Source organism: Pseudomonas sp. VE 267-6A (assembly GCF_024126555.1).
Lineage (GTDB): Bacteria > Pseudomonadota > Gammaproteobacteria > Pseudomonadales > Pseudomonadaceae > Aquipseudomonas > Aquipseudomonas palmensis.
In genome coordinates this window covers 58,265-84,185 of sequence record NZ_JAMYBY010000025.1, presented here as the reverse complement: position 1 = coordinate 84,185, position 25,921 = coordinate 58,265, and the positions used below count along the sequence as shown (strand labels likewise).

General features: G+C 64.9%; 19 protein-coding genes. 4 read left to right on the top strand and 15 right to left on the bottom strand.

Annotated elements, in window-relative coordinates:
- Window position 1 precedes the first annotated feature (1 nt).
- The 12 genes from tssK to tssA all read right to left on the bottom strand — a co-directional run bounded on the left by tssK (window position 2) and on the right by tssA (window position 14,228).
- The gene (tssK, locus tag NJH59_RS23750) at window positions 2-1,333 is read right to left on the bottom strand and encodes a type VI secretion system baseplate subunit TssK (protein ID WP_054916577.1); all 1,332 of its coding nucleotides are present in this window, start codon (window positions 1,331-1,333) and stop codon (window positions 2-4) included.
- A gap of 2 nt (window positions 1,334-1,335) precedes the next feature.
- Complete coding sequence (gene tssJ / locus NJH59_RS23745) at window positions 1,336-1,830, bottom strand: type VI secretion system lipoprotein TssJ (protein WP_043860551.1); 495 nt, start codon at window positions 1,828-1,830, stop codon at window positions 1,336-1,338.
- Between the two features lie 5 nt (window positions 1,831-1,835).
- Window positions 1,836-2,999 (bottom strand): type VI secretion system-associated FHA domain protein TagH, encoded by a 1,164-nt coding sequence (gene tagH / locus NJH59_RS23740; RefSeq protein WP_253087390.1) that lies wholly within the window; start codon window positions 2,997-2,999, stop codon window positions 1,836-1,838.
- Between the two features lie 17 nt (window positions 3,000-3,016).
- Window positions 3,017-3,157, bottom strand: a complete 141-nt coding sequence (locus NJH59_RS23735) for a hypothetical protein (RefSeq protein ID WP_058540727.1) — start codon at window positions 3,155-3,157, stop codon at window positions 3,017-3,019.
- 96 nt (window positions 3,158-3,253) lie between these two features.
- Window positions 3,254-4,771 carry a sigma 54-interacting transcriptional regulator gene (locus NJH59_RS23730; protein ID WP_236177431.1) on the bottom strand — a complete coding sequence of 506 codons (1,518 nt, stop codon included), beginning with the start codon at window positions 4,769-4,771 and terminating at the stop codon, window positions 3,254-3,256.
- A 10-nt stretch (window positions 4,772-4,781) separates the two neighbouring features.
- On the bottom strand, window positions 4,782-7,370 hold the full coding sequence (gene tssH / locus NJH59_RS23725) for a type VI secretion system ATPase TssH (protein WP_253087389.1): 2,589 nt from the start codon (window positions 7,368-7,370) through the stop codon (window positions 4,782-4,784).
- 6 nt (window positions 7,371-7,376) lie between these two features.
- Entirely contained in the window at window positions 7,377-8,384 is a 1,008-nt protein-coding gene (gene tssG, locus NJH59_RS23720; protein ID WP_043860556.1) for a type VI secretion system baseplate subunit TssG, read from the bottom strand.
- On the bottom strand, window positions 8,348-10,135 hold the full coding sequence (gene tssF, locus NJH59_RS23715) for a type VI secretion system baseplate subunit TssF (RefSeq protein ID WP_054916573.1): 1,788 nt from the start codon (window positions 10,133-10,135) through the stop codon (window positions 8,348-8,350). The genes tssG and tssF overlap by 37 nt, the downstream gene beginning before the upstream one ends.
- Window positions 10,136-10,200: 65 nt before the next feature.
- Window positions 10,201-10,608, bottom strand: a complete 408-nt coding sequence (tssE, locus tag NJH59_RS23710; protein ID WP_043860558.1) for a type VI secretion system baseplate subunit TssE — start codon at window positions 10,606-10,608, stop codon at window positions 10,201-10,203.
- Window positions 10,609-10,622: 14 nt separating this feature from the next.
- Window positions 10,623-12,098 (bottom strand): type VI secretion system contractile sheath large subunit, encoded by a 1,476-nt coding sequence (tssC, locus tag NJH59_RS23705; protein ID WP_253087388.1) that lies wholly within the window; start codon window positions 12,096-12,098, stop codon window positions 10,623-10,625.
- Window positions 12,099-12,123: 25 nt separating this feature from the next.
- The gene (gene tssB, locus NJH59_RS23700) at window positions 12,124-12,633 is read right to left on the bottom strand and encodes a type VI secretion system contractile sheath small subunit (protein ID WP_043860560.1); all 510 of its coding nucleotides are present in this window, start codon (window positions 12,631-12,633) and stop codon (window positions 12,124-12,126) included.
- Between the two features lie 32 nt (window positions 12,634-12,665).
- Window positions 12,666-14,228 (bottom strand): type VI secretion system protein TssA, encoded by a 1,563-nt coding sequence (tssA, locus tag NJH59_RS23695; RefSeq protein ID WP_043860561.1) that lies wholly within the window; start codon window positions 14,226-14,228, stop codon window positions 12,666-12,668.
- Window positions 14,229-14,592: 364 nt separating this feature from the next.
- On the opposite strand from tssA, the gene NJH59_RS23690 reads away from it, so the two are divergent.
- Window positions 14,593-18,435, top strand: a complete 3,843-nt coding sequence (locus NJH59_RS23690; RefSeq protein WP_253087387.1) for a bifunctional diguanylate cyclase/phosphodiesterase — start codon at window positions 14,593-14,595, stop codon at window positions 18,433-18,435.
- 208 nt (window positions 18,436-18,643) lie between these two features.
- Window positions 18,644-19,897 (top strand): serine hydroxymethyltransferase, encoded by a 1,254-nt coding sequence (gene glyA, locus NJH59_RS23685; RefSeq protein ID WP_043860563.1) that lies wholly within the window; start codon window positions 18,644-18,646, stop codon window positions 19,895-19,897.
- A gap of 142 nt (window positions 19,898-20,039) precedes the next feature.
- Here glyA and yjiA read toward each other — a convergent pair whose 3' ends face one another.
- From yjiA to NJH59_RS23670, 3 genes are all read right to left on the bottom strand, one after another.
- Window positions 20,040-20,999, bottom strand: coding sequence for a GTPase (gene yjiA, locus NJH59_RS23680; RefSeq protein WP_058540733.1), 960 nt, complete (start codon window positions 20,997-20,999; stop codon window positions 20,040-20,042).
- Between the two features lie 86 nt (window positions 21,000-21,085).
- Window positions 21,086-21,283, bottom strand: a complete 198-nt coding sequence (locus NJH59_RS23675) for a YbdD/YjiX family protein (protein WP_043860565.1) — start codon at window positions 21,281-21,283, stop codon at window positions 21,086-21,088.
- 18 nt (window positions 21,284-21,301) lie between these two features.
- The gene (locus tag NJH59_RS23670; protein WP_043860566.1) at window positions 21,302-23,368 is read right to left on the bottom strand and encodes a carbon starvation CstA family protein; all 2,067 of its coding nucleotides are present in this window, start codon (window positions 23,366-23,368) and stop codon (window positions 21,302-21,304) included.
- A 197-nt stretch (window positions 23,369-23,565) separates the two neighbouring features.
- Between NJH59_RS23670 and NJH59_RS23665 the strand changes: the two genes are divergently transcribed.
- Together NJH59_RS23665 and NJH59_RS23660 are read left to right on the top strand one after the other, a co-directional pair.
- Complete coding sequence (locus NJH59_RS23665) at window positions 23,566-23,931, top strand: PilZ domain-containing protein (RefSeq protein WP_058540734.1); 366 nt, start codon at window positions 23,566-23,568, stop codon at window positions 23,929-23,931.
- Between the two features lie 264 nt (window positions 23,932-24,195).
- Window positions 24,196-25,716, top strand: a complete 1,521-nt coding sequence (locus NJH59_RS23660; RefSeq protein ID WP_043860568.1) for a nucleobase:cation symporter-2 family protein — start codon at window positions 24,196-24,198, stop codon at window positions 25,714-25,716.
- The last annotated feature ends 205 nt before the right edge of the window (window positions 25,717-25,921 follow it).

The following is a 25,921-nucleotide window of genomic DNA, read 5'->3' as shown; positions in this document are numbered from 1 at the left end:
GTCAGTTCCTGATGGCCCAGAATTTCAGTTCGAGCTCGGCGAACTCGCCCGAGACGTGGAAGGCAAAACCACCGGAGCGCTCCAGCAGGGCCTGGTCTTCGGCGTTGAATTCGAGCAGGAAGTAGGTCTTGTTGGAATGGAACGGAATCTGCCGCGGCGCCACCGGCAACGGCACCACCTTGATGCCAGGCAGGTGCAGGTTGACCAGTTGCCGGATACGTTCCACCGGGCCGACCTTGAGGTGCGAGGGCAGGCGCGTGCGCAGGGTCTCGCTGTCGCAGTTGGCGCTGGCGGCCAGTACGAACGAGGCCGAGGCGAGCAGCGTCTGGTCGTGCACGGCGGCCACCAGGATGCCGTACTGGCGGGTTTGCAGGTCCAGTTCGATGGCGTGCTGTTCCAGCACCATCGACAGCACCTCGCGTATGCCGTCCATCAGCCGGCGAAAGCTCGCGCCCTGGTCGCTGTGCTGATAACGGCTGTCGGTACGCGGGCGCTTGGTGTCGCTGGCAAAGGTCGCCAGGTCCCCCAGCATGGTCAGCAGGGTGCGGTACAGCTCCTCGGGGTGCAGCTGGTCCAGGCCCAGGTAGTGACGCAGCAGCAGTTCGGTGCGATTGATCAGTTGCAGCATCATGAAGTCGCCCACCTCCGCGCCGCCGACCTTGCCGTTGGAACGGATGCGCTCGGCAATGGTGTCGCCACGGTGGCCGAGCATGCTGATCACCTCCTTGAGGCACGACAGCAGGTAGCTTGAAGCGTGGGTGTGGATGAAGGTCGGCACGAACTCGGGGTCCAGGCTGATCACGCCGTCCGGGGTGGTGTCGAGCACGGCGCACAGCTTGAGCTTGACGTAGGCCTGATCGCCCTGCTGCTCGCCCAGCAGCAGGCGAAAGTCCGGCCGTGCACAGCTGATGTCGCTGTTGATGTCGTCACCGGCGTTGGAGTCGCTGACCGGGGTCTCGTAGGCGATGTAGCGCGCCAGCACATCGGACTGCTCCAGTCGCCGGGTCTCGATGTGGTTGCCAGTCACCAGCGGCAGTGCCAGGTACACCGGCGTGTTGCCGGTGTTGGGCGGTATGTCCAGGGCCAGCGGCTCGATGTTGCTGCTGAGCTCGAACAGGCTGCCGTCGGGCAGCACGCCGCTGGCCTGGCTGACCACCAGCTTGCCCATGCTCAGGAACTGCTGGTCGATCTCCAGGCTGAGAAAACCCCAGTTGTAGCTGCCCAGCAGCTGGGTGCGGGTTTTCATCTGGTAGTCGTAGTAGCGATCGTTGTGCTGGAAGTGCTGCGGACGCAGCAGCATGCCTTCCTGCCAGATGACTTTGTGCACATGCATGATCAGTTTTCCGTCCGGGCCAGTGTGGCGTTGCTGTTGCGAATGCCGGCCTGGTCCAGCGTCAGGCTGGCGCTGTTGAGTGCCTGCGGGGTGATCTGGACCACGTAGCGCCACTGGGTCTGCTCCAGGTCGCGGTAGGCCGCCAGCACGCCGACGTAGCGGCTGCCAGGTTCCACGCTCAGGCGCAGCGTCACGTGCTCACCGGGGCGCAGCTCCAGCTCTTCGCTGACCACCAGGTCTGGCGCCAGGGATTCCTTGGCCCGCTCGTACAGGCTGAAGAAGTCGGCATGCTCGAAGGCCACCGGGTGCTTGAGTTCGAACAGACGCACCACGATCGGCGAGGGCCGGCCATTGAGGTCCGGGTTGAGCTGGTCACCGGCGTCGAGGGTCAGTTGCAACTTGGTCAGTTCCGAGTACGGCGACAGCGCGGAGCAACCGGCCAGCAACAGCGCCAGCGCCATCAGGCCGGTGGAGAGAAAGGTCTTGCAGCGCAGCATGGGGATCATCCTTGAGCGTCGGTGTGAAGGGTGCCGATCAGGCGAACCTGTTCGGCGTAGGCCTGGGCGAAGTCGCGCGCCAGCAGGCGCTCGCTCCATTCATCGTCCTGGCCAAGGGCCTGGTGGTAGCGCACGTAGGCGCGCCACTGGCTGCCGGCAGTCCGCAGCAGCGGTGCCCGGCCGCGCTCGAACTGCAGGCCCAGCTGGCGTGGCGAAAAGTGCTCAAGCACACCCTGCAGCGCAGCGCGACAGGCCGTCAGCATCGCCACCTGATGCGCCTGCAGGTCGCGGTAGGCCTGGGTCAGTGCCTGGCTCGCAGGGAGCTGGCCGGGCGCGGCCGGGTGCAGCAACAGGCCCAGCGCCTGGCCGGCATCGGCGCTCGACTTCAACGGGTTGTGGCTGGCGCGGTGGGAGGTGGTCAGGGCCAGGCGCAACTCGTTCTTCAGTTCGCTGCGGGTGCGCAGGCTTTGCTGCACGCCGCCGATGCTCTGCTTGAGCAGGCCGGCCGCCTTGATCGCCAGGGCTTCACGGGCGCCAGGGTCGAGCCCGCCCAGATCGACCCCGAGGGCGGTACCAAAGGCTGCCCAGAACCGTTCGTTACATGCAGGTGCCGGCGGCGCCTGTGGTTCATCGTCGGGTTCGGGCTGCGCCACCAGGTTGGGTACCAGCAGGCTTTCCATGTCTATGCGCGCGTAGTCGGGGCGCTGGCGGGCCACCGGTGCAACCGTGTCGAGTGTACTCAGTGCGTCGAGGGGCGAAGGCTCGACGTCCTGCTGGTCGAGGGCATGGAACGGGTCCAGCTCAAGAAAGGCGTCGTCAGGGATGATGCTGCCCGCGGCGCTGGGCAGGCCGACCTCGACATCGGCTGCGGTGCGGGTGACCAGGCGCGCGCGCACCTCGAAACCGCCCAGCAGGTACACGCTGTCCTGCTCGATTCGCTGCGCCTGCCCCTTGCGCAGCTGCGCACCGCTGCGTCCGTCGCGGGTGCCGTTGCTGCTGATGTCGGTGAGGAAGAACACGCCCTCCTGACAGGTGACCAGCGCATGTCGCTTGGAGACATGCCGCTGCGGGTCGCTGATGACCCAGTCGCACGCCTCGTCGCGCCCGATCACGCCGCCTGCACGGGTGAAGGTCTTGCTGCGTCCCTGCGTTTCAAGAACCAGTTCCATGTTGATGCTCCTTGCACTCACTTGCCGCGGTTGGCTGCCTGCGGATCGCCCAGCGGGCGATAGGTGTCGTCGTTGAATTTGTAATTGCCGCTACAGCCGCCCAGGCCGCTGAGCACGATCAGCGCCAGCAGCAAGGCGGGCCAGTGACGAACAGACATTTGCAGATCTCCATCGGTGGGCATTGCACGAAGCGCCGCCCGCCGGGGGCAGCGCACGGTTGTAAGGGAAAATGCAGCATTGCTCGCCATGGCCGCTCAACCTTCGAACTCGCCAAGGTTGATGTTCAGCCGCCCCAGGCGGTACAGCAGGGTGCGCCGCGGCAGGCCCAGCTCGCGTGCGGCCAGGGTCTGGTTGCCGGCGTTCTTGCGCAGGCAGTCGAGCAGCCAGTGGCGCTCCACGTTTTCAAGGCGGTCACGCAGGTTCAGCCCGCTGTCCCCCGACGGTACTTCGCTGGCCGGGGCAACATGCTCAGGCAGCAGGCACTCGCCGTCGCACAGCAACACCGCGCGCTCCACCAGGCCCTTGAGTTCACGCACGTTGCCCGGCCAGGCGAGCCCGTCGAGGTAGGCCAGTGCCGCCGGCGACCACTGCAGGGGCTTGCGCCCCAGAAACTCGCAGGCCTTGGCAGAGAAATGCCGGGCCAGCACTGGCACATCGCCGCCGCGCTGACGCAGGGCCGGCAACTCGATGGGGAACTGCGCCAGCCGGTAGTACAGGTCTTCACGAAAGCGCCCTTCGCTGACCAGCACCGCCAGGTCGCGGTGGGTGGCGGCGATGATGCGCACATCGATGGTGTGGGTGTCGTTGGAACCCAGCGGGCGGATCTCGCCCTCCTGCAGCACGCGCAGCAGCTTGGCCTGCAGCGACAGCGGCATGTCGCCGATCTCGTCGAGCAGCAGGGTGCCGCCGTGGGCGGCATCGAACAGGCCAGGGCGGTCGCGCAATGCGCCGGTGAAGGCGCCCCGGCGATACCCGAACAGTTCGCTCTCCAGCAGGTTCTCCGGCAGGGCCGCACAGTTCTGCACCACGAACGGCCGGGTACCGCGCGGGCCGTAGTCGTGAATCGCCCGAGCCACGACCTCCTTGCCGGTGCCGGTCTCGCCCAGCAGCAGGACGGTGTAGGGGCTATGCAGCACCTTGCTGATCAGCTGGTAGGCCTGGCGCATCGCGGCGCTGTTGCCGATCAGCCCGTAGTCGGTGGCGCCGGCGCGCGTGGCGGGCAGCGGCGCCAGCGCCGCTTCGGGCTGGTGCAGGCGTTGCAGCAACTCCATTTGCACCAGCACGAACGCCCCCAGCTGTCCCAGCGACTGGGCAAAGCCGCCCAGGTCGACGCTGGTACGGCTGGCACACAGCAGCAGGCCGGCGATGGCCTGCTGCGGGTTGAGCAGCGGTACGCACAGCAGCGACTGCCAGGGGCTGTGCAGCACCGGCAGGAAACTGGTGTCGAGCAGGCTGGCGGGCAGGTCGGCAAGGCTTACCGAACGGTTCTGGCACAGCGCGAACTGCAGCAGTTGCTCGCCGTTGTAATCCACCGGCACGCTGGCGGCAGCACGCGGCTGCAAGGCCCCGCCCAGCCATTCGGCGGCAAGGCTCAGCGAAGTGTGGGTGGCATCGAGCAGGTACAGCTGACTGAGCTCGCAACCGCTGAGCTCGGCCACCGCCTGCACGAAGCGCTCCTGCAGCGCGGGTTCCCGGCCCGTACGCGACAGGCTGGCGAAGTGCGTCAACAGGGCTTCGGCATAGCGCAAGGGCTGCGGCACGTGGGTGAACATCACCCCCACCTCAGGCAAACTCGCACCTCACGCCCGTATCGCCATCGAGCGTGGCATGCACCTGCTGCAACGACTCCCCGGCCGCCATCGCTGCCAGCAGCCGGTCAGCCACCTGCGGCATCAGGTGCAGGTCGAGCAGGTGGTCGATCAGCCGCGCGCCGCTGTCGCCCTGGGTGCAACGCTCGGCCAGGTGCTCGACCAGCGCCGGGGCATAGGTGAAACCCAGTTGCCGGCGCAGCAGCCGCTGGCCAAAGCGCTGCAGCTTGATCTCGACCAGCTCGCGCAGCACCGGGCCGCTCACCGGGTAGTACGGCACCACACGCATGCGCGCCAGCAAGGCCGGTTTGAAATGCCTGCTCAAGGCGGGCCGTATGGCCTGTTCCAGTTGCTCGGCAGAGGGCCGTTCGGCGCCTTGGCAAAGGCTTGCGATCTGCTCGCTGGCCAGGTTGGAGGTCATCAGGATCAGGGTGTTGCGAAAGTCGATTTCGCGCCCCTCGCCGTCGTTGGCCACGCCCTTGTCGAAGATCTGGTAGAACAGGTTCAGCACGTCCGGGTCGGCCTTCTCGACCTCATCCAGCAGCACCACGGAATAGGGCTTCTGGCGCACCGCCTCGGTGAGCATGCCGCCCTCGCCATAGCCGACGTAACCGGGCGGCGCGCCGATCAGCCGCGACACGGTGTGCTTCTCCTGGAACTCGGACATGTTGATGGTGGTGATGAAGCGCTCGCCGCCATACAGCAGGTCGGCCAGGGCCAGGGCCGTTTCGGTCTTGCCCACGCCACTGGGCCCCACCAGCAGGAACACCCCGACCGGCGCATCGGGCTTTGCCAGGCCGGCGGCGTTGGCCCGCATCGAACGGTCCAGTGCCTGCACGGCCTGCTCCTGACCACGGATGCGCGCACGCAGGTCTTCGGCAAAGCGCATGATCCTGGCGTTGTGCTCGCGGGCCAGTTGCTCCAGCGGCACGCCGGTCCAGGCACTGATCACTTCGGCCACCAGGCGCGGGCACACTTCGAAGCTGACCAGGCGCTCTTCGGCCTGCGCCGCTTCCAGCAGGCTGCGGGTAGTCTCCAGGCTGGCCTGCAGTACGGCCACGTCATCCCGTGCATTGCCCTGCTCGCGGGCTTCGGCCAACTGCCGGCGCAGGTCCAGCACCTGCTCGGCCAGCGCGCGCTGCTGTTCCCAGCGCGCCTGCACGGCCTGCTGGTCGGCCTGGTCGCTGAGCAGTTGCGCCTGCAACAGGTGCAGCGCCTCTTGGTCGATGCCCACGCCGGCTTTGGCGTCGCGCTGCTGCGCCTGCACCTGCCGCTCGCCCTCGGCCAGCGAGGCACGCAGGCGTTCCAGGCGTTGCGGCGCGGCGGCCAGGCTGATGCGCACCCGGGCACAGGCGGTGTCGAGCACATCGACCGCCTTGTCCGGCAACTGTCGCCCGGCCAGGTAGCGCGCCGACATGTGCGCCGCCGCCACCACCGCATCATCGCGCAGGTAGATACCGTGACTCTTCTCATACACCTGGGCCAGGCCGCGCAGAATGGTCACCGCCTCGTCCGCTGTCGGCTCGTGCAGTTGTACCGGCTGAAAGCGCCGGGCCAGGGCCGGGTCCTTCTCGAAATACTTCTTGTACTCGCTCCATGTGGTGGCGGCGATGGTGCGCAGCTCGCCCCGCGCCAGTGCAGGCTTGAGCAGGTTGGCCGCATCCGAACCGCCGGCGTTGCCGCCCGCACCGATCAGGGTGTGGGCTTCATCGATAAACAGGATGACCGGTCGGGGCGCGGCCTTGACCTCGTCGATCACGCCCTTGAGGCGTCGCTCGAACTCGCCCTTGACGCTGGCGCCGGCCTGCAGCAGGCCCATGTCCAGCGCCAGCAGCTCTACCCCGCGCAGTGCCGGCGGCACTTCGGCGGCGGCAATGCGCAGCGCCAGGCCCTCGACGATGGCGGTCTTGCCCACACCGGCCTCGCCCACCACGATGGGGTTGTTCTTGCGCCGCCGGGCAAGGATGTCGATCATCTGGCGCAGCGCTTGATCGCGGCACAGTACCGGGTCGAGTCGGCCGTCGCGGGCCTGCTGCGTGAGGTTGTGGGTAAAGCGCTGCAGCATCGACTCGCCCTGCCCGCCCGCGGCACCCTGCGCTGCAACCGGCCGGGACGCCAGGGCGAAGCCCTTGAGGCGCTCGATGTTCAGGCGGGCCAGCAGCGGCTGGTAATGGCTGCCGGCATAGCGCACGGGGTTGCGCAGCAGCGCCAGGATCAGCGCAGCCTGTTCGACCTGGCTGCTGCCCAGTTCGAGGTTGGCCACCAGCAGCGCATCCTGCAGCCACTGCACCAGTTCGGGGGCGAACACCGGGTTGCGCGAAGCGCTGTGTTCAAGCTGCACCTGCAAGGTGGCGCGCAGTTCGCCCGGCGCCACGTCGGCGTCGTGCAAGGCCCGTTCAAGAAGGCCTTCGGGGCGATCGAGCAATTCCAGCAGCAGGTCCTCGACCAGGATCCTGCTGCCGCCACGTGCCACGCAACGTTCGGCGCAGCGCTCCAGGTCACGACGGGTGTCGGCGTCCAGCGCCTGGATGAGTTGTTGCAGGTCTACGGTGATCATGTTCATCGGTCCTTAATGAATTTTACTTCCCAGGGTCACCACGCCATCGGCGCGTTCGTGACCGAGCCAACTCGTCCATCCCAGACGGCAGGCGTTGTCCTGGCCGATACGCAGCTCGCGAATCTCTTCCTGGCGCAGCACCAGGCGGATGTCGTAGTCCAGCGGGTCGCGCAGGGTGAAACGCACCAGGGCACACAGCGGCTGATAGCCGAAGCCGATCGGCAGGAACTCGTGAAAGCGCTGCCAGTCGAGCTGGGTGATGTGGATGCGGAACTTGCCGTTGCGATCACGCACCCGCTCGCCCAGCACCACGTCCTCGCCCAGCAGGCTGTTGGCGCGCCCCAGGCGATTGCACTGCTCCTGCAGGATGACCACGCGACGTTCGATGCACTGCTCGATGACCAGCTGCGCATGCTTGAAGTAGTAGCGCAGCACCGCCTCGATCAATGCCGCCGAGTGGGCACGCAGGCTCAGCAGGCCCAGGTAGGGCAACAGGCGCTTCCAGTTCAGTTCGCGGGCCTCGCGAATGTGCTCGCCGCCCAGCCCGATCAGGGCGAACAGCTGCGCCGAGAATGGGTCCATCGCCCCGCTCTGGAAGCGTGCGCGATAACGGTACTTGCGCCAGATGGGCAGCATCAGGCGCTGTAGCCGATGGTGGAACACGTCGAGAAACTGCCGGGTCGTGTTGCCGTCCTCGCCATCGCCCAGCGCCTGCTCCACGTAGAACGCCGGCAGCGGCGAGCTGGCGCCGCACAGGCCGATCAGGTTGAAGCGCAGGCGTGCGCGCATCTGCCCGCGGTCGTCGAAGAACTCGACGCGATCGACGTCGCTGCCCGGAAAGCCCAGGCTCGGATTGGCCTGGAACTCCAGCTGGTCGTACAGTTCCTCTTCGCTCAGGTGCGGATGGAACTCGCGCAGCCGGTCGATGACCAGCAGCACGGCCTGAAACAGCGAGTATTCGCGTATTGCGTGGCTCAGCCCGCTCAAAGCAGGGGCTGCAGGCCCATACGTGGTGTCCATTGGTACACCTCTCCCTGGGTACTTCTGACCCGCAACTCGTGGTACGAGTTGAGGCTGGCATAAAGGGCAAAGAACTCGTTGAGCACCGAGGCGAACACGAACAGGTCGCCTTCGCCGATGTAGCCTTGCGGGTCGATGGTCAGTTCGGTGCGCAGCCCGCGCAGGGGCAGGCCGCGATGCAGTCGGTCGACATGCTCGTGACGAATCGACTTGAGCCCGCCGAGCAGGCGCTTGCTGACCTTCTCGGCATGTTGGTCGTAGTAGCGCGGCAAGTCGTAGGTTTCCAGGATCACCTTGAGCGCATCGACGTTGGCCAGCGACAGGTAGTTGAGCGACATGTTGCTGATCAGCTTCCACAGGAAATCCCGGTTCAGGGGCGGCGCGTAGCTGGCCGTGACCGGGGTGATGTTGCGGAAGGTGAGAAACTCCGGGGTCTGCTCGGACGGCTGGTCGATATCACCCAGCTTGAGCCGGCGCGGCAGGTTCTGATTGGTGCAGGTGAGCTCGATGGACAGCGTCTCGTGGGTGCGGGTATCGCGTATTCCGAAGCTCAGGTAGGTGTCCAGGCCGTCATGCAACAGCGAGGAGCGCTGGCGAATGCTGTAGTGCGGGCTGGTCTGCGGCACGTCGAAACTGGGGTCGTGCTCGAACGACTCGAACGGCACATAGGCCTGGTAGCCCACGCCGCCGGGCTTCCAGCCGGTCACGCTGTGCACCGAGAACACCCCGCAGTTCTCCAGGTCGTACTCGGCGGGCAGCAGCAGGTATTCGTCCTGCTTGCCATCCAGGCGAATCGGCAGGGCATCGTGCTGGAACAGGTTGGCGATAGGGGTGCAGTACAGCTTGACGTTGTCCAGCGTGGGGCGCATGCGCTGGATACCGCCCCTGCGGATGTCGAAACGTATCTCCAGCCCGCGCATCTGCTTGAGGGTTTCCGTGCCCAGGGACTTGAGTGCCTCCAGGCCGTCGAGGTCGACGAACAGGAACTTGTCCTGGAAGGCGAAGTACTCCTGCAGGTAGCGGTAACCGCGAAAGGTGTTCAGCGGGTAGGGAATCAGCGCTTCTTCCTCGGCGAAGCCGACCGGCTGGATACGGTTGCCAGCCAGGCGCACTGTCACGTTCTCGCCACTGGCGCGCACCAGCGGCTTGCCATCGCCCCCCAGTGGCACCAGCTCGATGCCTTCCACGTTGCGCAGCAGGCACAGGTAGAGCATCTGGCTGATGTAGCGCTCGCCTGCCAGGTGCAGGCGCAGGCGGCTCAGTTCCAGCTCGCCGACATGCCCGTCGCAGCTCATCTCCAGGCGCAGGCTGAGCAGCGCCCCATCACCCTTTACCGAGTAATTGAGCGCGGTGAGGTCCAGGGCCATGACATCGGTGGGGTAGCAGGTACGAAAACGGCAGCGCACCTCATCGATCGGCTGGCTCTCGACCGGTGTATCGCGCGCCACCCGCAAGGGCGGGCCGGACTGGCCCAGCGGGTCGAACTGCAGGATGCTGAACGCCGGCAGCGGGCGCATGTAGTTGGGCCACAGCAGCTGCATCAGCGAATGGCTCAGCTCGGGCAGTTCGTCATCGAGCTTCTGGCGCAGGCGCCCGGTGAGGAAGGCAAAGCCCTCGAGCAGCCGCTCCACGTCCGGGTCGCGCCCGGCCTGCCCCAGAAACGGCGCCAGGGCCGGGCTGCGCTCGGCAAAGCGTCGCCCCAGCTGGCGCAACGCGGTGAGCTCGCTCTGGTAGTAATGATTGAAGGACATGCTCGGTTACCTGTTTTGCATGCTCAGGAACGTCCTGTTCGCGAGACGACAGCGCGGTGCGCGTCTCAGTTGACCTGCACCTGCCCGCCGCCCTCCAGGCGCGCGGAAAAGCTGACCTGACGCTTGATCCCGTCCAGCTCAAGCAGGCCTTCGATGCTGAAAGCCAGCTTGAGCTGATCGTGATCACGCGGCAGCGACACCACGCGCACATTGGTCAGGCGCGGTTCGTAGGCTTCGATGAACTGCTCGATGGCCTGACGCGCCTGGCTCAGCGCGTCATGCAGGCTCAGGCGCATGTCATTGAGGTCTGCCAGCCCGTAATCGGGCAGCGTCTGCACGCTGCCCGCACGGGTACTGAGCATCTTGCCCAGGTGCACCGCCACCGAGGCCATGGCAGCCCTCTCGCGGCTCCAGCCGCGACGCTTGTCGGCTTCGCCGCCCAGACGCTCGAAAAGGCTGCCATATCCGCTCATGTACGCGCCCCCGCTTACTCTTTATCCAGCTTGCCGACCAGCGACAGGGTGAAGTCGGCGCCCATGTACTTGAAGTGCGGGCGCACGTTGAGGCTGACCCGGTACCAACCCGGCTCCCCTTCAACATCGCTGACGATGATCTGGGCCGCGCGCAGCGGACGACGCCCACGCACCTCGGCGCTCGGGTTCTCCTGGTCGGCCACGTACTGGCGGATCCACTTGTTGAGTTCCAGCTCCAGGTCGGTGCGCTCCTTCCACGAGCCCAGCTGCTCGCGCTGCAGTACCTTGAGGTAGTGGGCCAGGCGGTTGACGATCATCATGTACGGCAGCTGGGTACCGAGCTTGTAGTTCAGCTCGGCGGCCTTGCCCTCGGCGCTGATGCCGAAGAACTTGGGTTTCTGCACCGAACTGGCGGAGAAGAAGGCGGCGTTGTCACTGCCCTTGCGCATGGTCAGGGAAATGAAGCCTTCCTCGGCCAGCTCGTACTCGCGACGGTCCGACACCAGCACTTCGGTGGGGATCTTGGTCTCGATCTCGCCCATGCTTTCGAAGTGGTGCAGCGGCAGGTCTTCCACCGCGCCACCGCTCTGCGGGCCGATGATGTTCGGGCACCAGCGGAACTTGGCGAAGCTGTCGGTCAGCTTGGTGCCGAACGTATAGGCGGTGTTGCCCCACAGGTAGTGCTCGTGGCTGTTGGCCACGGTTTCCTTGTAGACGAACGACTTGACCGGGTTTTCCTCCGGGTCATAAGGGTTGCGCAGCAGGAAGCGCGGCACGGTGAGGCCGATGTAGCGCGCGTCCTCGGACTGGCGAAAGCTCTGCCACTTGGCAAACTGCGGGCCTTCGAAGTGGTCCTTGAGATCCTTGAGGTCCGGCAGGCCGGTGAAGCTTTCGAGGCCGAAGAACTTCGGACCGGCAGCGGCGATGAACGGCGCATGGGACATGCACGCAACGCTGGAGACGTACTGCATCAGCTTGACGTCGGGGGAGCTGGGCGACATGAAGTAGTTGGCGATGATCGCGCCCACCGGCTGGCCACCGAACTGGCCGTACTCTGCGGTATAGATGTGCTTGTAGAGACCGGCCTGCATGACTTCGGGCGAGTCCTCGAAGTCGTCCAGCAGGTCCTGCTTGGAGACGTTGAGAATTTCGATCTTGATGTTTTCGCGAAAGTTGGTGCGGTCGACCAGCAACTGCAGGCCACGCCAGGCCGACTCCAGCGACTGGAAGTCGGGGTGGTGGAGAATCGCGTCCATCTGGCGGCTGAGCTTGGCATCGATCTCGGCGATCATGCGGTCGACCATGGCCTTCTTGACCGGTTCGCCGTCGTTGTGCGGCTTGAGCAGCTCTTCGATGAAGGCCGACACGCCGCGCTTGGCAATGTCATAGGCTTCATCGTCGGGCGTCAGGCGGGTTTGCGCGATGATGTTGTCGAGAATGCTGTACTCGCCATCGGTGCTGCTGGTTTGCTGTGCTGCGCTGGTGCTCATGGTGTTCTTCCTTGACGGGGGAGGCTCAAGCGTCGGTGGTCGGCGTGGCGCTCAGGCCCAGTTCGCCGAGTACGCGGGTGCGCGACTCATCGTCGGCGAGCACGCCTTCGATTGCCTTGCGAAAAGCCGGTGCGTTGCCCAGCGGGCCCTTGAGTGCCACCAGCGCATCGCGCAGTTCCATCAGCTTCTTGAGCTCTGGCACCTGCTCGACCAGGCTGGCCGGGTTGAAGTCCTTCATGGAGTTGACCCGCAGGCTGATGCCCAGCTCATCGCTGGCGCTTTCGTCGTCCTGCAGGCGGTTGGGCACGCTGAGGGTCAGGCTCAACTCCTGTTTGGCGAGCACTTCGTCAAACGTCATCTTGTCGATGCTGATGGGCTTGCGGTCCTCTACCTTGCGTTCGTCCGGACGCTGGGTGTAGTCACCGATCGCGAGCAGCTTCAAGGGCAGTTCGATTTCTTCCTGGGCACCGCCCGTGGCAGGTTTGAACGTGACGTTGATGCGTTCCTTGGGGGCTACCGAGCCTTCTTTGGCCATGGCTTTTCTCCTTGCGTTTGCGGCCCGGGGGCCTAGTCGAGTACCACTTCGAGGTCGAGGTGGCACAGCCTGCGATAAACCTCATCCTTGCGTTCGCGCACGGCGTGGTTCTGCGGCAGCAGCTCACAACAGCTGTGCAGCAGACGCAGTACTTCCAGTGCCAGGTCCGGCTCCCACTGATGCAGGCCGGCCTGTTGCAGTTCGTGATCTAGGGCTTCGAGCTGGGTCTTGGCCAGTTCGTACTTCTTGGCCAGAAAGCACAGCCGCGCCTGGCTGAGCTGCCAGAAAAAGCGCACACGCCCGCCTTGAGCCGCCTGCATGCCCTGCTTGAGTATCTGCACGGCAGGCTTGAGGCCGTCCTTGCGCAGCACGGGCAGCACCGCCTCCAGGGCCAGCTCCCAGGGTGGCAGGCTGGTCGCGAGGTCGGTCTCGACCTTGCGCGGTGCGCTGGTGCTCTGCAGGTGCGGCATGACGCTGGCGTTGATCCAGCCCCGCGTCGCCGGGTCGGCAAACGGCGTGCCGTCATGAAAGCGCAGCTCCACCACCCCGGGCAGGCGCTGCAGCAGTTGCGCGAAGTGGAACTCCACCTCGCGCATGCCCTGCTCGGCGTTGAGCTCCAGCAGGCACTCCCAGACCATGCGCTGGCCGTCGAACCAGAACGGCGACTTGGCCAGGCTGGCTTCGAGCTCCATCAGCAGGTCGGCGTACTGGCCGTTGGCAAAGCGTTCCTGGTAGATCTTCAGGCGGTCGACCGGCAACCCGCGCAGCACGGTCACCTGTTCCGCATTGCGCTCGGGCACCGCGTCGATCTGCAACCACAACAGCGTGCGGTTGAGGCGCAAGGCGCGCACGTCGGTGGCCTTCTGCTTGAGCCACCAGTTCGATAACGGTCGAGCGCCATCCTGCAGGGTGCGTAACACCTTGTGCGCGTCTTTTTCGCTGTCGACGGGGGCGCCGGGGGTGAGCAACTGGGTGGCGGCCTGCTTGACCTGGGCCACGACCGCGCCCACGGCACCAGGTTCGGGCTGATTGTCGGCAGCACGTTGCACCATGCTCGACAGGCGTCGGCACAACGGCAGCAACAGCGGCGCCTCATCGCCCAGGTGCGTGGTCAGGGCCGCATCGAGCGCCTGCAGGCTGTCGACCAGGCGGCGGAACAGCGCCAGTTGCTCCTTGATCGCGACATTTTCACCCAGTACCTGCTCCAGGCGCGGCACCAGCCAGCCGATGGCCGCGGCCCGCGTGCGTGGCTTGGCCGGGTGCACCTGCGCCCAGTGCTGCTCGCACAGGTGCTGCAACAGCCCCACGCCGGCCAGCAGGCCCGGGAAGGATTCGCGTTGATACAACGCCCACGTCAACCAGGCGGCAACCCGCAGGTCCTTGGACTGTGTGCGCAGCAGCGTCTCGCTGTTCTCGAGCACGCGGAGCCAGTCGATCTGGCCGCTCTCGTGAACGGACTGAGCCTTGTTCAACTCGCCTTCCAGTGCTTCGTACTCACTGGAAAAACGCACGTCCTCGCCCGCAAAACAGTCTGGTGATACAGCCTGCCGGGCAACCTCGTGGTAACGAGCGTGCAACTTGCTTGAGTAGGACATCCTTGGCCTGTAGTTGGACTGCAGGCCCCGCGCCGACCGAAAAAGCCCAGGCGGCACGGGGCCTACCAAAACAGCGTCAAACACCCATCCGTGGGTTCGCTGCCTTAAGTGAGGGGGCACATCCTAGATAGGGAAATGGCACATTGCAATCAACACAGCGTGTGCAATTTGTATCAAAAAGCAGGAAACCATTCCGCTGACGAACAGGACTGGCACTTTGCCACACTTCAAGGCATGCTAGCCGCCCTTCGGGCGTGCAGCTTATAGTGCGCGCCTGGAACCGGGATGCGACAGGACTACCGCACACTGCGCCGCTTGTCGCTGCGTAGCGATCACCTGCCACAGCCTCACGCAGGACCAGCGTTTGACCAATCTGACTCAGCCTTCATCCCCGCGCAAAGCCACGAGTGCGTCCGGTTCGCCCTTGCGTGGCTCGCTCAAAGGCGCGTTGGCCATACTGGTGCTGCTGTTGCTCGCGCTGCTGTTCTGGCAGGTGTTCGAGCAGTTCCGCCATACCCAGGCCGATCGCCGCCAGCAGAGCCTGGATGCAAGTGCCGAACTGGCCAGCCAGCTCAACCTGAGCCTGGCATTGAACGCGCAAAAAGCCCTCACCCTGCTGCAACCCTACCCCGCCGCACCGGCCGTCACCGACCTGCCGCCGCTGCTCGAACACCTGCACGCACGCCTGCCCGCCCTGCGCAGCCTGGTGTGGGTGGACGCCCAGGGCGCGTTGCTGCGCGACAGCGCGGGCATCAGTGCCGACCGCAAGGCGCTCCAGGAGCTGCTGCACCTGGGCCAGGAGCGCCCGTACTACTTCAGCAACAGCGACGACAACAGCCTGGTCTACCTGCTGCTGCAGCACCCCGACAGCGACACCCGTGGCTATTGGCTGCTGCGCCTGGCCCCGGAGTACTACCAGCAACTGAGCCAACCCCTGGAGCACGCCGCGCCACCGCTGTGGCTGCTGGAAAACAGCCGCACGGCACAGGTCATCGATCGCCACGCGCCGCCGCTCGATGCGCGCGACGCCAGCATCGAGCCGCCGCAAAGCGTGCTGCTGGCGTACCTGGACAACAGCGACTGGCAACTGCGCGGCCTGTTCGATGCCGCCCACAGCCGCCAGCAACTGCTGCCGGCCTTGATCGGCAAGTGCGTGCTGGGCCTGGTGTGCGCGCTGATCCCGCTGCTGGCGCTGATCAGCATGCGCCGCCGCCACCGCGCCCTGCAGGAAGGTCGGCGACGCTATCAGGACATCTTCGAAGGCACGGGCGTGGCCTTGTGCGTACTCGACCTGTCGGGGCTGACCGAACTGCTGGAACGCCTGCGCCTGCGCAGCACAGCCGAGCTGGCCCAGCGCCTGGCCCAGGATGCATCGCTGCGCCACAGCCTGCTGGGCGAGCTGAAGGTTACTGAAGTCAATCAGGTGGCCCTGCAACTGCTGGGCGCCGGCTGCTGCGAGAGCGCCTGGCAGCGCCTGATCGAAGGCCACTCGCCGGGCGCCGACGGGGTGGGCATGCAGTTGGTCGAGGCAGTGGTGCAGGACCTGCGCCTGCTGGAGCTGGAAGTGCGGCTCAGCGACCCCCAGGGCCAGGACCAGCACCTGTGGCTAATGGTGCGCTTCCCCCAGGCACGGCGTGACTACCAGGCCGTGATCCTGAGCATCAGCGATATCACCAGCCGCAAGCGCGTGGAGCTGTCGCTGCTGGAGCGCGAAAGCTTCTGGTCGGACGTGGTGCGCACCGTGCCCGACCAGCTGTACGTGCAGGATGTGCACAGCCTGCGCATGATCTTCAGCAACCGCCACCTGGGCCAGACCCTGGGCTATTCGCGCAGCGAGCTGGCGCAGATGGGAGAGTACTTCTGGGAAGTGCTGCTGCACCCGCAGGACGCCGAGCTGTTTCGCCAGATGCGCCAGCAGCAGCGCCAGAGCGGCTATGTGGAGCAGTTGCATTGCCAACTGCGTTTTCTTCACCACGACCAGAGCTGGCGGCGCTACGACATTCGCGAACAGGCCCTGACCCGCGACCCTGACGGCACGGTGCTGCGCATCATCGGGGTGGGCAAGGACGTCACCGACCAGATCGAGGCGAGCGAGTCGCTGCGCGACAGCGAGCAGCGCTACCGCATGCTCGCCGAGAGCATCAGCGACGTGATCTTCTCCACCGACCCGCAGTTGCAGCTCAACTACGTCAGCCCTTCGGTGCAGACGGTACTGGGCTACGACGTGCCGTGGATCTTCGCCAACGGCTGGCAGTCGACCATTGCCAACCCGGCGCAGCTGACCGGCGTGTTCACCCTGTTCGAACGGGTCAAGCGGGCCCTCGAGGAACCCGCCGCGCTGGAGCGCCTGCGCACCGAGGTGACCACCCAGCTGTTCCTGTTCGACTGTCTGCGCGCCGACGGCCGCAAGATCCCGATCGAGCTGCGCGTGGTACTGGTGTGGGACGAGCACAACCATTTCGAGGGCATCCTGGGCGTCGGCCGCGACATCAGCCAGCAACGCCGCGCCGAGAAAGACCTGCGCATGGCCGCCACGGTGTTCGAGCATTCCACCTCGGCGATCCTGATCACCGACCCGGCCGGCTACATCGTGCAGGCCAACGAAGCCTTCAGCCGGGTCAGCGGCTACGCGGTGAGCGACGTGCTCGACCAGTTGCCGAGCCTGCTCACCGTCGACGAACAGCAGGAAGCCCACCTCAACTACGTGCTCAAGCAACTGCACCAGCGCGGCACCTGGGAAGGCGAGGTCTGGCTCAAGCGCCGCAGCGGCGAGCACTACCCGGCGTGGGTCGGCATCACCGCGGTACTCGACGACGAGGGTGACCTGGCCAGCTACGTGTGCTTCTTCACCGACATCAGCGAGCGCAAGGCCAGCGAACAGCGCATTCACCGCCTGGCCTACTACGACGCCCTGACCCACCTGCCCAACCGCACGCTGTTCCAGGACCGCCTGCACACCGCGCTGCAGCAGGCCGAGCGGCAGAAGGCCTGGGTGGTGCTGATGTTCCTGGACCTGGACCGTTTCAAGCCGATCAACGACTCCCTGGGGCATGCCGCGGGCGATCGCATGCTCAAGGACATGGCCGAACGCCTGCTCGACTGCGTACACGACGACGACACCGTGGCGCGCATGGGCGGCGACGAATTCACCTTGCTGCTGCAACCCAAGGCCACCCGCGAAATTGCGCTGAACCGCGCGATCCACGTGGCCGAGCAGATCCTGGGCAGCCTGGTGCGACCGTTCGTGCTGGAGAACCGCGAGTTCTTCGTCACTGCCAGCATCGGCATCGCCCTCAGCCCGCAGGATGGCAGCGAGCTGAGCCAGCTGATGAAGAACGCCGACACCGCGATGTACCACGCCAAGGAGCGCGGCAAGAACAACTTCCAGTTCTACCAGGCCGACATGAACGCCAGTGCGCTGGAGCGCCTGGAGCTGGAAAGCGACCTGCGTCATGCGCTGGAGCAGAACGAGTTCATCCTCTACTATCAGCCGCAGTTCAGCGGCGACGGCAAGCGCCTGACCGGTGCCGAGGCCCTGCTGCGCTGGCGCCACCCGCGCCGCGGGCTGGTGCCGCCGGGCGACTTCATCCCGGTGATCGAGGAACTGGGGCTGGTGGTGGACGTGGGCGACTGGGTCATCAGCGAAGCCTGCCGCCAGCTCAAGGCCTGGCACCAGGCCAAGGTGCGAGTGCCCAAGGTGTCGGTGAACATTTCGGCGCGCCAGTTCTCCGATGGCCAACTGGGCACGCGCATCGCCACCATCCTGGCCGATACCGGGCTGCCGCCGGCGTGCCTGGAGCTGGAACTGACCGAAAGCATCCTGATGCGCGAGGTCAACGAGGCGATGGTGATCCTCGACAGCCTGAAGAATCTGGGGCTGAGCATTGCGGTGGACGACTTCGGCACCGGCTACTCGTCGCTCAACTACCTCAAGCAGTTCCCCATCGACGTGCTCAAGATCGACCGCACCTTCGTCGACGGTCTGCCCGAGGGCGAGCAGGATGCGCAGATCGCCCGCGCCATCATCGCCATGGCCCACAGCCTGAACCTGGCGGTGATCGCCGAGGGTGTGGAGACCCATGAGCAACTGGAGTTTCTGCGCGAGCACGGCTGCGACGAGGTGCAGGGCTACCTGTTCGGGCGGCCGATGCCGGCCAACCAGTTCGAGGCGCAATTCAGCAACGAAACGTTGTTCATGTTCGAATGACGCATCGCGGGTCAAGCCCGCTCCCACAGGATGTTCTCGGCCCCCGAGAGCGGATAACAGACCTGTGGGAGCGGGCTTGACCCGCGATAAGTTCACACCGAGCCTGAATGAGCCCCGCTTGTCTGCGACATGATGCCCTTTCATATGCCAGACAAAAGCCGATGAGGTAGAATGCCCGCCTATTTCAGCACGATCCTTGAGGACCGCCATGTTCAGCCGTGATTTGACCATTGCCAAGTACGACGCCGATCTCTTTGCCGCCATGGAGCAAGAAGCTCAGCGCCAGGAAGAGCACATTGAGCTGATCGCTTCGGAAAACTACACCAGCCCTGCGGTGATGGAAGCTCAAGGCTCGGTACTGACCAACAAGTACGCCGAAGGCTACCCGGGCAAGCGCTACTACGGTGGCTGCGAATACGTCGACGTGGTCGAGCAACTGGCCATCGACCGCGCCAAGCAGCTGTTCGGCGCCGACTACGCCAACGTGCAGCCGCACGCCGGCTCCCAGGCCAACGCTGCCGTCTACCTGGCCCTGCTGTCGGCCGGTGACACCATCCTGGGCATGAGCCTGGCCCACGGCGGCCACCTGACCCACGGCGCGGCCGTGTCGTCCTCGGGCAAGCTGTACAACGCCATCCAGTACGGCATCGACGCCAACGGCCTGATCGACTACGACGAAGTCGAGCGCCTGGCGGTCGAGCACAAGCCGAAAATGATCGTGGCCGGTTTCTCGGCCTACTCGCAGGTGCTGGACTTCCCGCGCTTCCGCGAAATCGCCGACAAGGTCGGTGCCTACCTGTTCGTCGACATGGCCCACGTGGCTGGCCTGGTCGCCGCTGGCGTGTACCCGAACCCGGTGCCGTTCGCCGACGTGGTCACCACCACCACCCACAAGACCCTGCGCGGTCCACGTGGCGGCCTGATCCTGGCCCGTGCCAACGCCGACATCGAGAAGAAGCTGAACTCCGCCGTATTCCCGGGCGCCCAGGGCGGCCCGCTGGAGCACGTGATCGCGGCCAAGGCGATCTGCTTCAAGGAAGCGCTGCAGCCTGAGTTCAAGGCCTACCAGCAGCAAGTGGTGAAGAACGCCCAGGCCATGGCCGGCGTGTTCATCGAGCGCGGCTTCGACGTGGTGTCGGGCGGTACTGAAAACCACCTGTTCCTGCTGTCGCTGATCAAGCAGGAAATCTCCGGCAAGGACGCAGACGCTGCCCTGGGCAAAGCCTTCATCACCGTCAACAAGAACTCCGTGCCAAACGACCCACGCTCCCCGTTCGTCACTTCCGGCCTGCGCTTCGGCACCCCGGCCGTGACCACTCGCGGCTTCAAGGAAGCCGAGTGCAAGGAACTGGCGGGCTGGATCTGCGACATCCTGGACGACCTGAACAACGAAGCGGTGATCGACGCCGTTCGCGAGAAGGTCAAGGCCATCTGCGCCAAGCTGCCGGTGTACGGCAACTGATCGCAGGTACCTGATGTGAAAAAGCCCGGCTCCCAGCCGGGCTTTTTTGTGGCATCGCGGGTCAAGCCCGCTCCCACAGGATTTCATAGCCCTCCAGATGGGTAGTAAACCTGTGGGAGCGGGCTTGACCCGCGATGGGCCCTCAGGGGCGACCCAAGGCCTCGAACCCCTCGCGAATCTTCGCCTCGGGCAGGTCATCGGCAATGAACACCATCACACTCTCGCGCTGTTCGCCTTCGGCCCACTCGGTATCCCAGTCGAAGCCATAGAGCTTCAGCACGCCCTGAAACACCAGCCGCCGATCCTCGCCAGCAATGTTCAACACGCCCTTGTAGCGCAATAGCTGCTTGCCATGCGCCTCCAGCAATTGGTTCATGAACTCGCTCAGCCGGTCGATATCCAGCGGCACATCGGTACGCAGCACCATGCTGGAGATCCGGTCCAGGCTGTTGCCCGCCGCCACAACAGGCCGCAGGTTGAGGCTGGCGTTGAGGTTGAACCCGCGCACATCCAGCAGCTCGGCCAAGTCGATCCTGCCGTTGTCCACCACACGGATCGGCGCACGTCGGTTGATCCGCGCCAGGCGCTGGCTCAAAGCCTCGAACGCGGCCGCATCGACCAGGTCGGTCTTGCTCACCAGCAGGCGATCGGCAAACCCGACCTGGGCCTGGGCGATGGTCTGGGTCAGGTGCAGGTCGGCATGCGCGGCATCCACCAGGGTGATGATGCCGTCGAGGATGTAGCGCTCGCGCAGCTCTTCGTCGATGAAGAAGGTCTGCGCCACCGGTGCCGGGTCGGCCAGGCCGGTGCACTCGATCACCAGCCGGTCGAAGGCGATTTCGCCGCTGTCCAGACGCTCCAGCAGCAGGAACAGCGCCTTGGTCAGGTCGGTGTGGATGGTGCAGCACACGCAGCCGTTGGCCAGGGTCATGACCTGCACCGGTTCGTCGCCCAGCAGTTGGGTGTCGATGCCGGCGTCGCTGAACTCGTTTTCGATCACGGCGATTTTCAGGCCGTGCTCGGCCTTGAGCAGGTGACGCAGCAAGGTGGTCTTGCCGGCCCCCAGAAAACCGCTGAGCACGGTGACGGGAATGGGTTGCACGGAAAATCTCCTGAACACTGAAATGACTGTGGGAGCCCGGCTGCCCGGGCTCCCACAGGTTTGTCACACGCGGGCGGTGCCGTCTTTCAACAGCACTTGGGCCCGCCCTTGCCGCCGTAGCGAGCCTCCTGGCGTTCCCGGAAGAACTCCTCGTAGGTCATCGGCGGCAGGTCGGGGTGCCGGGTTTGCATATGCTCGACGTAATTGTCGTAGTCGGGCATGCCGACCATCAGGCGGGCTGCCTGCCCCAGGTACTTACCCAGTCGACCGAGATCGTTGAACATGTCTGCAATCCTCTTGGTTTACGCGTCCGGCAAGGCCTGGAACGGCGATTCCTTGTCGGTACGTTCTTTCTTGTTCAAGGCGCGGATACCGACCTTGAGCGCGAAGAACAGGATGCTGAACACCACGAACAGGAACAGCGCGGTCAGCGTCGCGTTGGTGTACGCGTTGAAGATCACGTGCTGCATCTGCGCGATGTCCTTGGCCGGGGCCAGTACCTGACCGGCGTCCAGCGCCGCGCTGTACTTGTTGGCCAGGGCCAGGAAGCCTACCGCCGGGTTCGGGTCGAACAGCTTGATGAAGCCTGCGGTGGTGGTGCAGATCAGCAGCCATACCGCCGGCACCAGGGTGACCCACATGTACTGCTGGCGCTTCATCTTGATCAGCACCACGGTGCCGAGCATCAGCGCGATACCGGCCAGCATCTGGTTGGAGATGCCGAACAGCGGCCACAAGGTGTTGATGCCACCCAGCGGGTCGATCACGCCCTGGTACAGCAGGTAGCCCCACAACGCCACACAGCCGGCGGTAGCGAGCAGGTTGGCGCCCCACGACTCGGTGCGCTTGAGCGCCGGCACGAACGAGCCCAGCAGGTCCTGCAGCATGAAGCGCCCGGCACGCGTACCAGCGTCTACCGCAGTGAGGATGAACAGGGCTTCGAACAGGATCGCGAAGTGGTACCAGAACGCCATGGTGTTTTCACCCGGCAGTACCTGGTGCAGGATCTGTGCGATACCCACCGCCAGGGTCGGCGCACCACCGGCACGGGCCAGCACGGTGTGCTCGCCGATGTCCCGGGCGACCGCCTCGAGCTGCTCGGGGGTGATGGCAAAGCCCCAACTGCTGACTGTCTGCGCCACCGACACCACGTCGGCACCGACCACCGCGGCCGGGCTGTTCATAGCGAAGTACACGCCCGGCTCGATCACCGAGGCGGCAACCATGGCCATGATCGCGACGAACGACTCCATCAGCATGCCGCCATAGCCGATGTAGCGGGCGTTGACTTCGTTGTCCAGCAGCTTGGGCGTGGTGCCCGAGGAGATCAGCGCATGGAAGCCCGATACCGCGCCACAGGCGATGGTAATGAACAGGAACGGGAACAGGGTGCCCTTCCACACCGGGCCGGTGCCGTCGGTGAACTGGGTCAGCGCCGGCATCTTCAGCTCGGGCGCCAGCACCAGGATGCCGATGGCCAGGGCAATGATGGTACCGATCTTAAGGAAGGTGGAGAGGTAGTCACGCGGCGCCAGCACCAGCCATACCGGCAGCACGGCGGCGACGAAGCCATAGCCCACCAGCATCCAGGTGATCTGCACGCCGGTGAAGGTGAACGCCGGGCCCCACACCGGATCGGCGGCCACCAGGCCCCCCAGCCAGATGGACAGCAACAGCAGCACCACACCGATCAGCGAGATCTCGCCGATGCGGCCCGGGCGGATATAACGCATGTAAACGCCCATGAACATCGCGATGGGGATGGTCGCCATCACCGTGAACATGCCCCATGGGCTTTCGGCCAGGGCCTTGACCACGATCAGCGCCAGCACCGCAAGGATGATGATCATGATCAGGAAGCAGCCGAACAGGGCGATGGTGCCCGGAATGCGGCCCATTTCCTCACGCACCATGTCGCCCAGCGAGCGACCGTTGCGGCGGGTGGACAGGAACAGGATCATGAAGTCCTGCACTGCACCGGCCAGTACCACGCCGGCAATCAGCCAGAGCGTACCGGGCAGATAGCCCATCTGCGCAGCCAGTACCGGGCCCACCAGCGGGCCAGCGCCGGCGATGGCCGCGAAGTGGTGACCGAACAGGATGTGCTTGTTGGTCGGCACGTAGTCCAGACCATCGTTGTTGAGCACCGCCGGGGTGGCCCGGCGCGGGTCCAGCTGCATCACCTTGGTGGCGATGAACAGACTGTAGTAACGGTAGGCGACCAGGTAGAGGGCTACCGAGGCAACCACAATCCACAAGGCGTTGATCGCTTCGCCACGGCGCAGGGCAACCACACCCAGCGCACAGGCCCCCAGGACTGCCAGCAGCAGCCATGGTATATGGCGTAGCAGGCTATTATTGTTGTTCATGGTTTGCTTCCAGCTAGTGGATATGAAAGACCGCCCATCGAGTCTAGGGCGAGTCTTGGCGCATTGCCATACTTGCTTTGGTCTAGAGCCTGCAGCCCCGCCCACAGTCTCGTTATGCGCGTTCGCGATCATGCTGGCAAGCCCTGAGCTATAGTCAGTCAGGTTCCAGCCAGGTTCTACTGCAAAGGGCCTCCACCATGAGCGATCACCCAGAACGCCGGCGCTTCCAGCGCATACCCTTCGATGCACCGACCGAACTGCTCCAGGGCGAACGACGCTGGCCGGTCAACCTGCTCGACCTGTCGCTCAAGGGCCTGCTGATCGAGGCGCCCAAGGCCTGGGACGCCGACCTCGAGCGGCCGTTCGCTGCGCAGATACGCCTGGGTGAAGAGGCGTTTGTCACCATGACGGTGGAACTGCGCCATGTCGACGACACCCAGCTGGGGTTTATCTGCGAGCACATCGACCTCGATTCGCTGGAGCACCTGTGCCGCCTGGTGGAGCTCAACCTGGCCGATCGCACCGAACTGGAGCGCGAATTCCATCAACTCATCGACATTTGAAATCTTTTAGCCCGCTACCGACCTGACCCCGCCCCGCCTTCCTGTCCACCCAGACAGCTTTCAAACAGCCGTTCATGCCACCGGACCCAGCCCTGGCGGGCCTGGTGCTGCGTGTTGGAACGATAACTGCATCCACGCCTGCACCCAAACCAATGACCTGACTGTTCCTGTGCCAATCTAAAAATTGTATACAATTGTTCTGGCAATGAATGGCACGAGTTGTCTACAGTAGCGCCACAACAATAAAACAGAGAACCTGCTCCCATGACTACGTCCTCCCCCGACACGTCCACGGCATCACGTCCTGAAGACGAGAACCTGGGGCTCGGCGCCAACCTGGCGTACGGGCTGCAACACGTACTCACCATGTACGGCGGTATCGTCGCGGTACCGCTGATTCTCGGCCAGGCGGCCGGCCTGGGCCCGGCCGACATCGGCCTGCTGATTGCCGCATCGCTGTTTGCCGGTGGCCTGGCAACCCTGCTGCAGACCCTGGGCCTGCCGTTCTTCGGTTGCCAGTTGCCGCTGGTACAGGGCGTTTCGTTTGCCGGCGTGGCCACCATGGGCGCGATTCTCAGCAGCGAGGGCGGCGGCGGCCTGCCGGGGGTGCTGGGCGCGGTGATGGCGGCCTCGTTGATCGGGTTTCTGATCACCCCGGTGTTCTCGCGCATCACCAAGTTCTTCCCGCCACTGGTGACCGGCATCGTGATCACCACCATCGGCCTGACCCTGATGCCGGTCGCGGCGCGCTGGGTCATGGGCGGCAACAGCAAGGCACCGGACTTCGGCAGCATGTCCAACATCGGCCTGGCGGCGGTGACCTTCCTGATCGTGCTGATACTGAGCAAGCTGGGCAGCGCGGCGATCTCGCGGCTGTCGATCCTGCTGGCGATGGTGTTCGGCACCCTGATCGCCTGGTCGCTGGGCATGGCTGATTTCAGCAAGGTGCTCGAAGGTCCACTGGTGGCCTTCCCTACCCCGTTCCACTTCGGCATGCCGACCTTCCATATCGCGGCCATCCTGTCGATGTGCATCGTGATCATGGTGACCCTGGTGGAAACCTCGGCCGACATCCTCGCGGTAGGTGAGATCATCGACACCAAGGTCGACTCCAAGCGCCTGGGCGATGGCCTGCGTGCCGACATGGCCTCGAGCATCCTGGCGCCGATCTTCGGTTCGTTCACCCAGAGCGCATTCGCCCAGAACGTCGGCCTGGTGGCCGTGACCGGGGTGAAGAGCCGCTACGTGGTGGCTACCGGTGGCGTGATCCTGGTGGTGCTGGGCCTGCTGCCGATCATGGGCCGGGTGATTGCCGCCGTACCGACCTCGGTACTGGGTGGCGCGGGGATCGTGCTGTTCGGCACCGTGGCGGCCAGTGGTATCCGCACGCTGTCCAAGGTGGACTACCGCAACAACATGAACCTGATCATCGTGGCCGCCTCACTGGGCTTCGGCATGATCCCGATTGCCGCGCCCAACTTCTACGCGCAGTTCCCGAACTGGTTCGAGACCATCTTCCACTCCGGCATCAGCTCGTCGGCGATCATGGCGATTCTGCTGAACCTGGTGTTCAACCACTTCAAGACCGGCAACTCCGATCATCAGTCGGTGTTCGTGGCCGCCTCCGAGCGCACGCTGAACTACTCGGACATTTCCGGGCTGCGTGACGGCGACTACTTCGAAGACGGCAAGCTGTTCGATGCCGAGGGCAAGGAGATTCCGTTGCTGGAGAAGGATGAGCATGGGGGGCAGGTAGTGAGGCGAGAGACGGTGGCTGAGCATTGATAGTGCTCGGTTGATGAGGAAGGGCTGGTGACGTGCACCGGCCCTTTTTGTGTGTGCCTGTTGGCCATCGGAAAGCGACTGAATGTGGGGGCACCGAGACGGGAAGGCCTGACGGCACAAGCATGGTCTCTCTGTGATCATCCTCGCCCTCGATACCCCTGCAAAGGACGCACACATGGCACGTATGCCCGGCCACCCTGTTGTT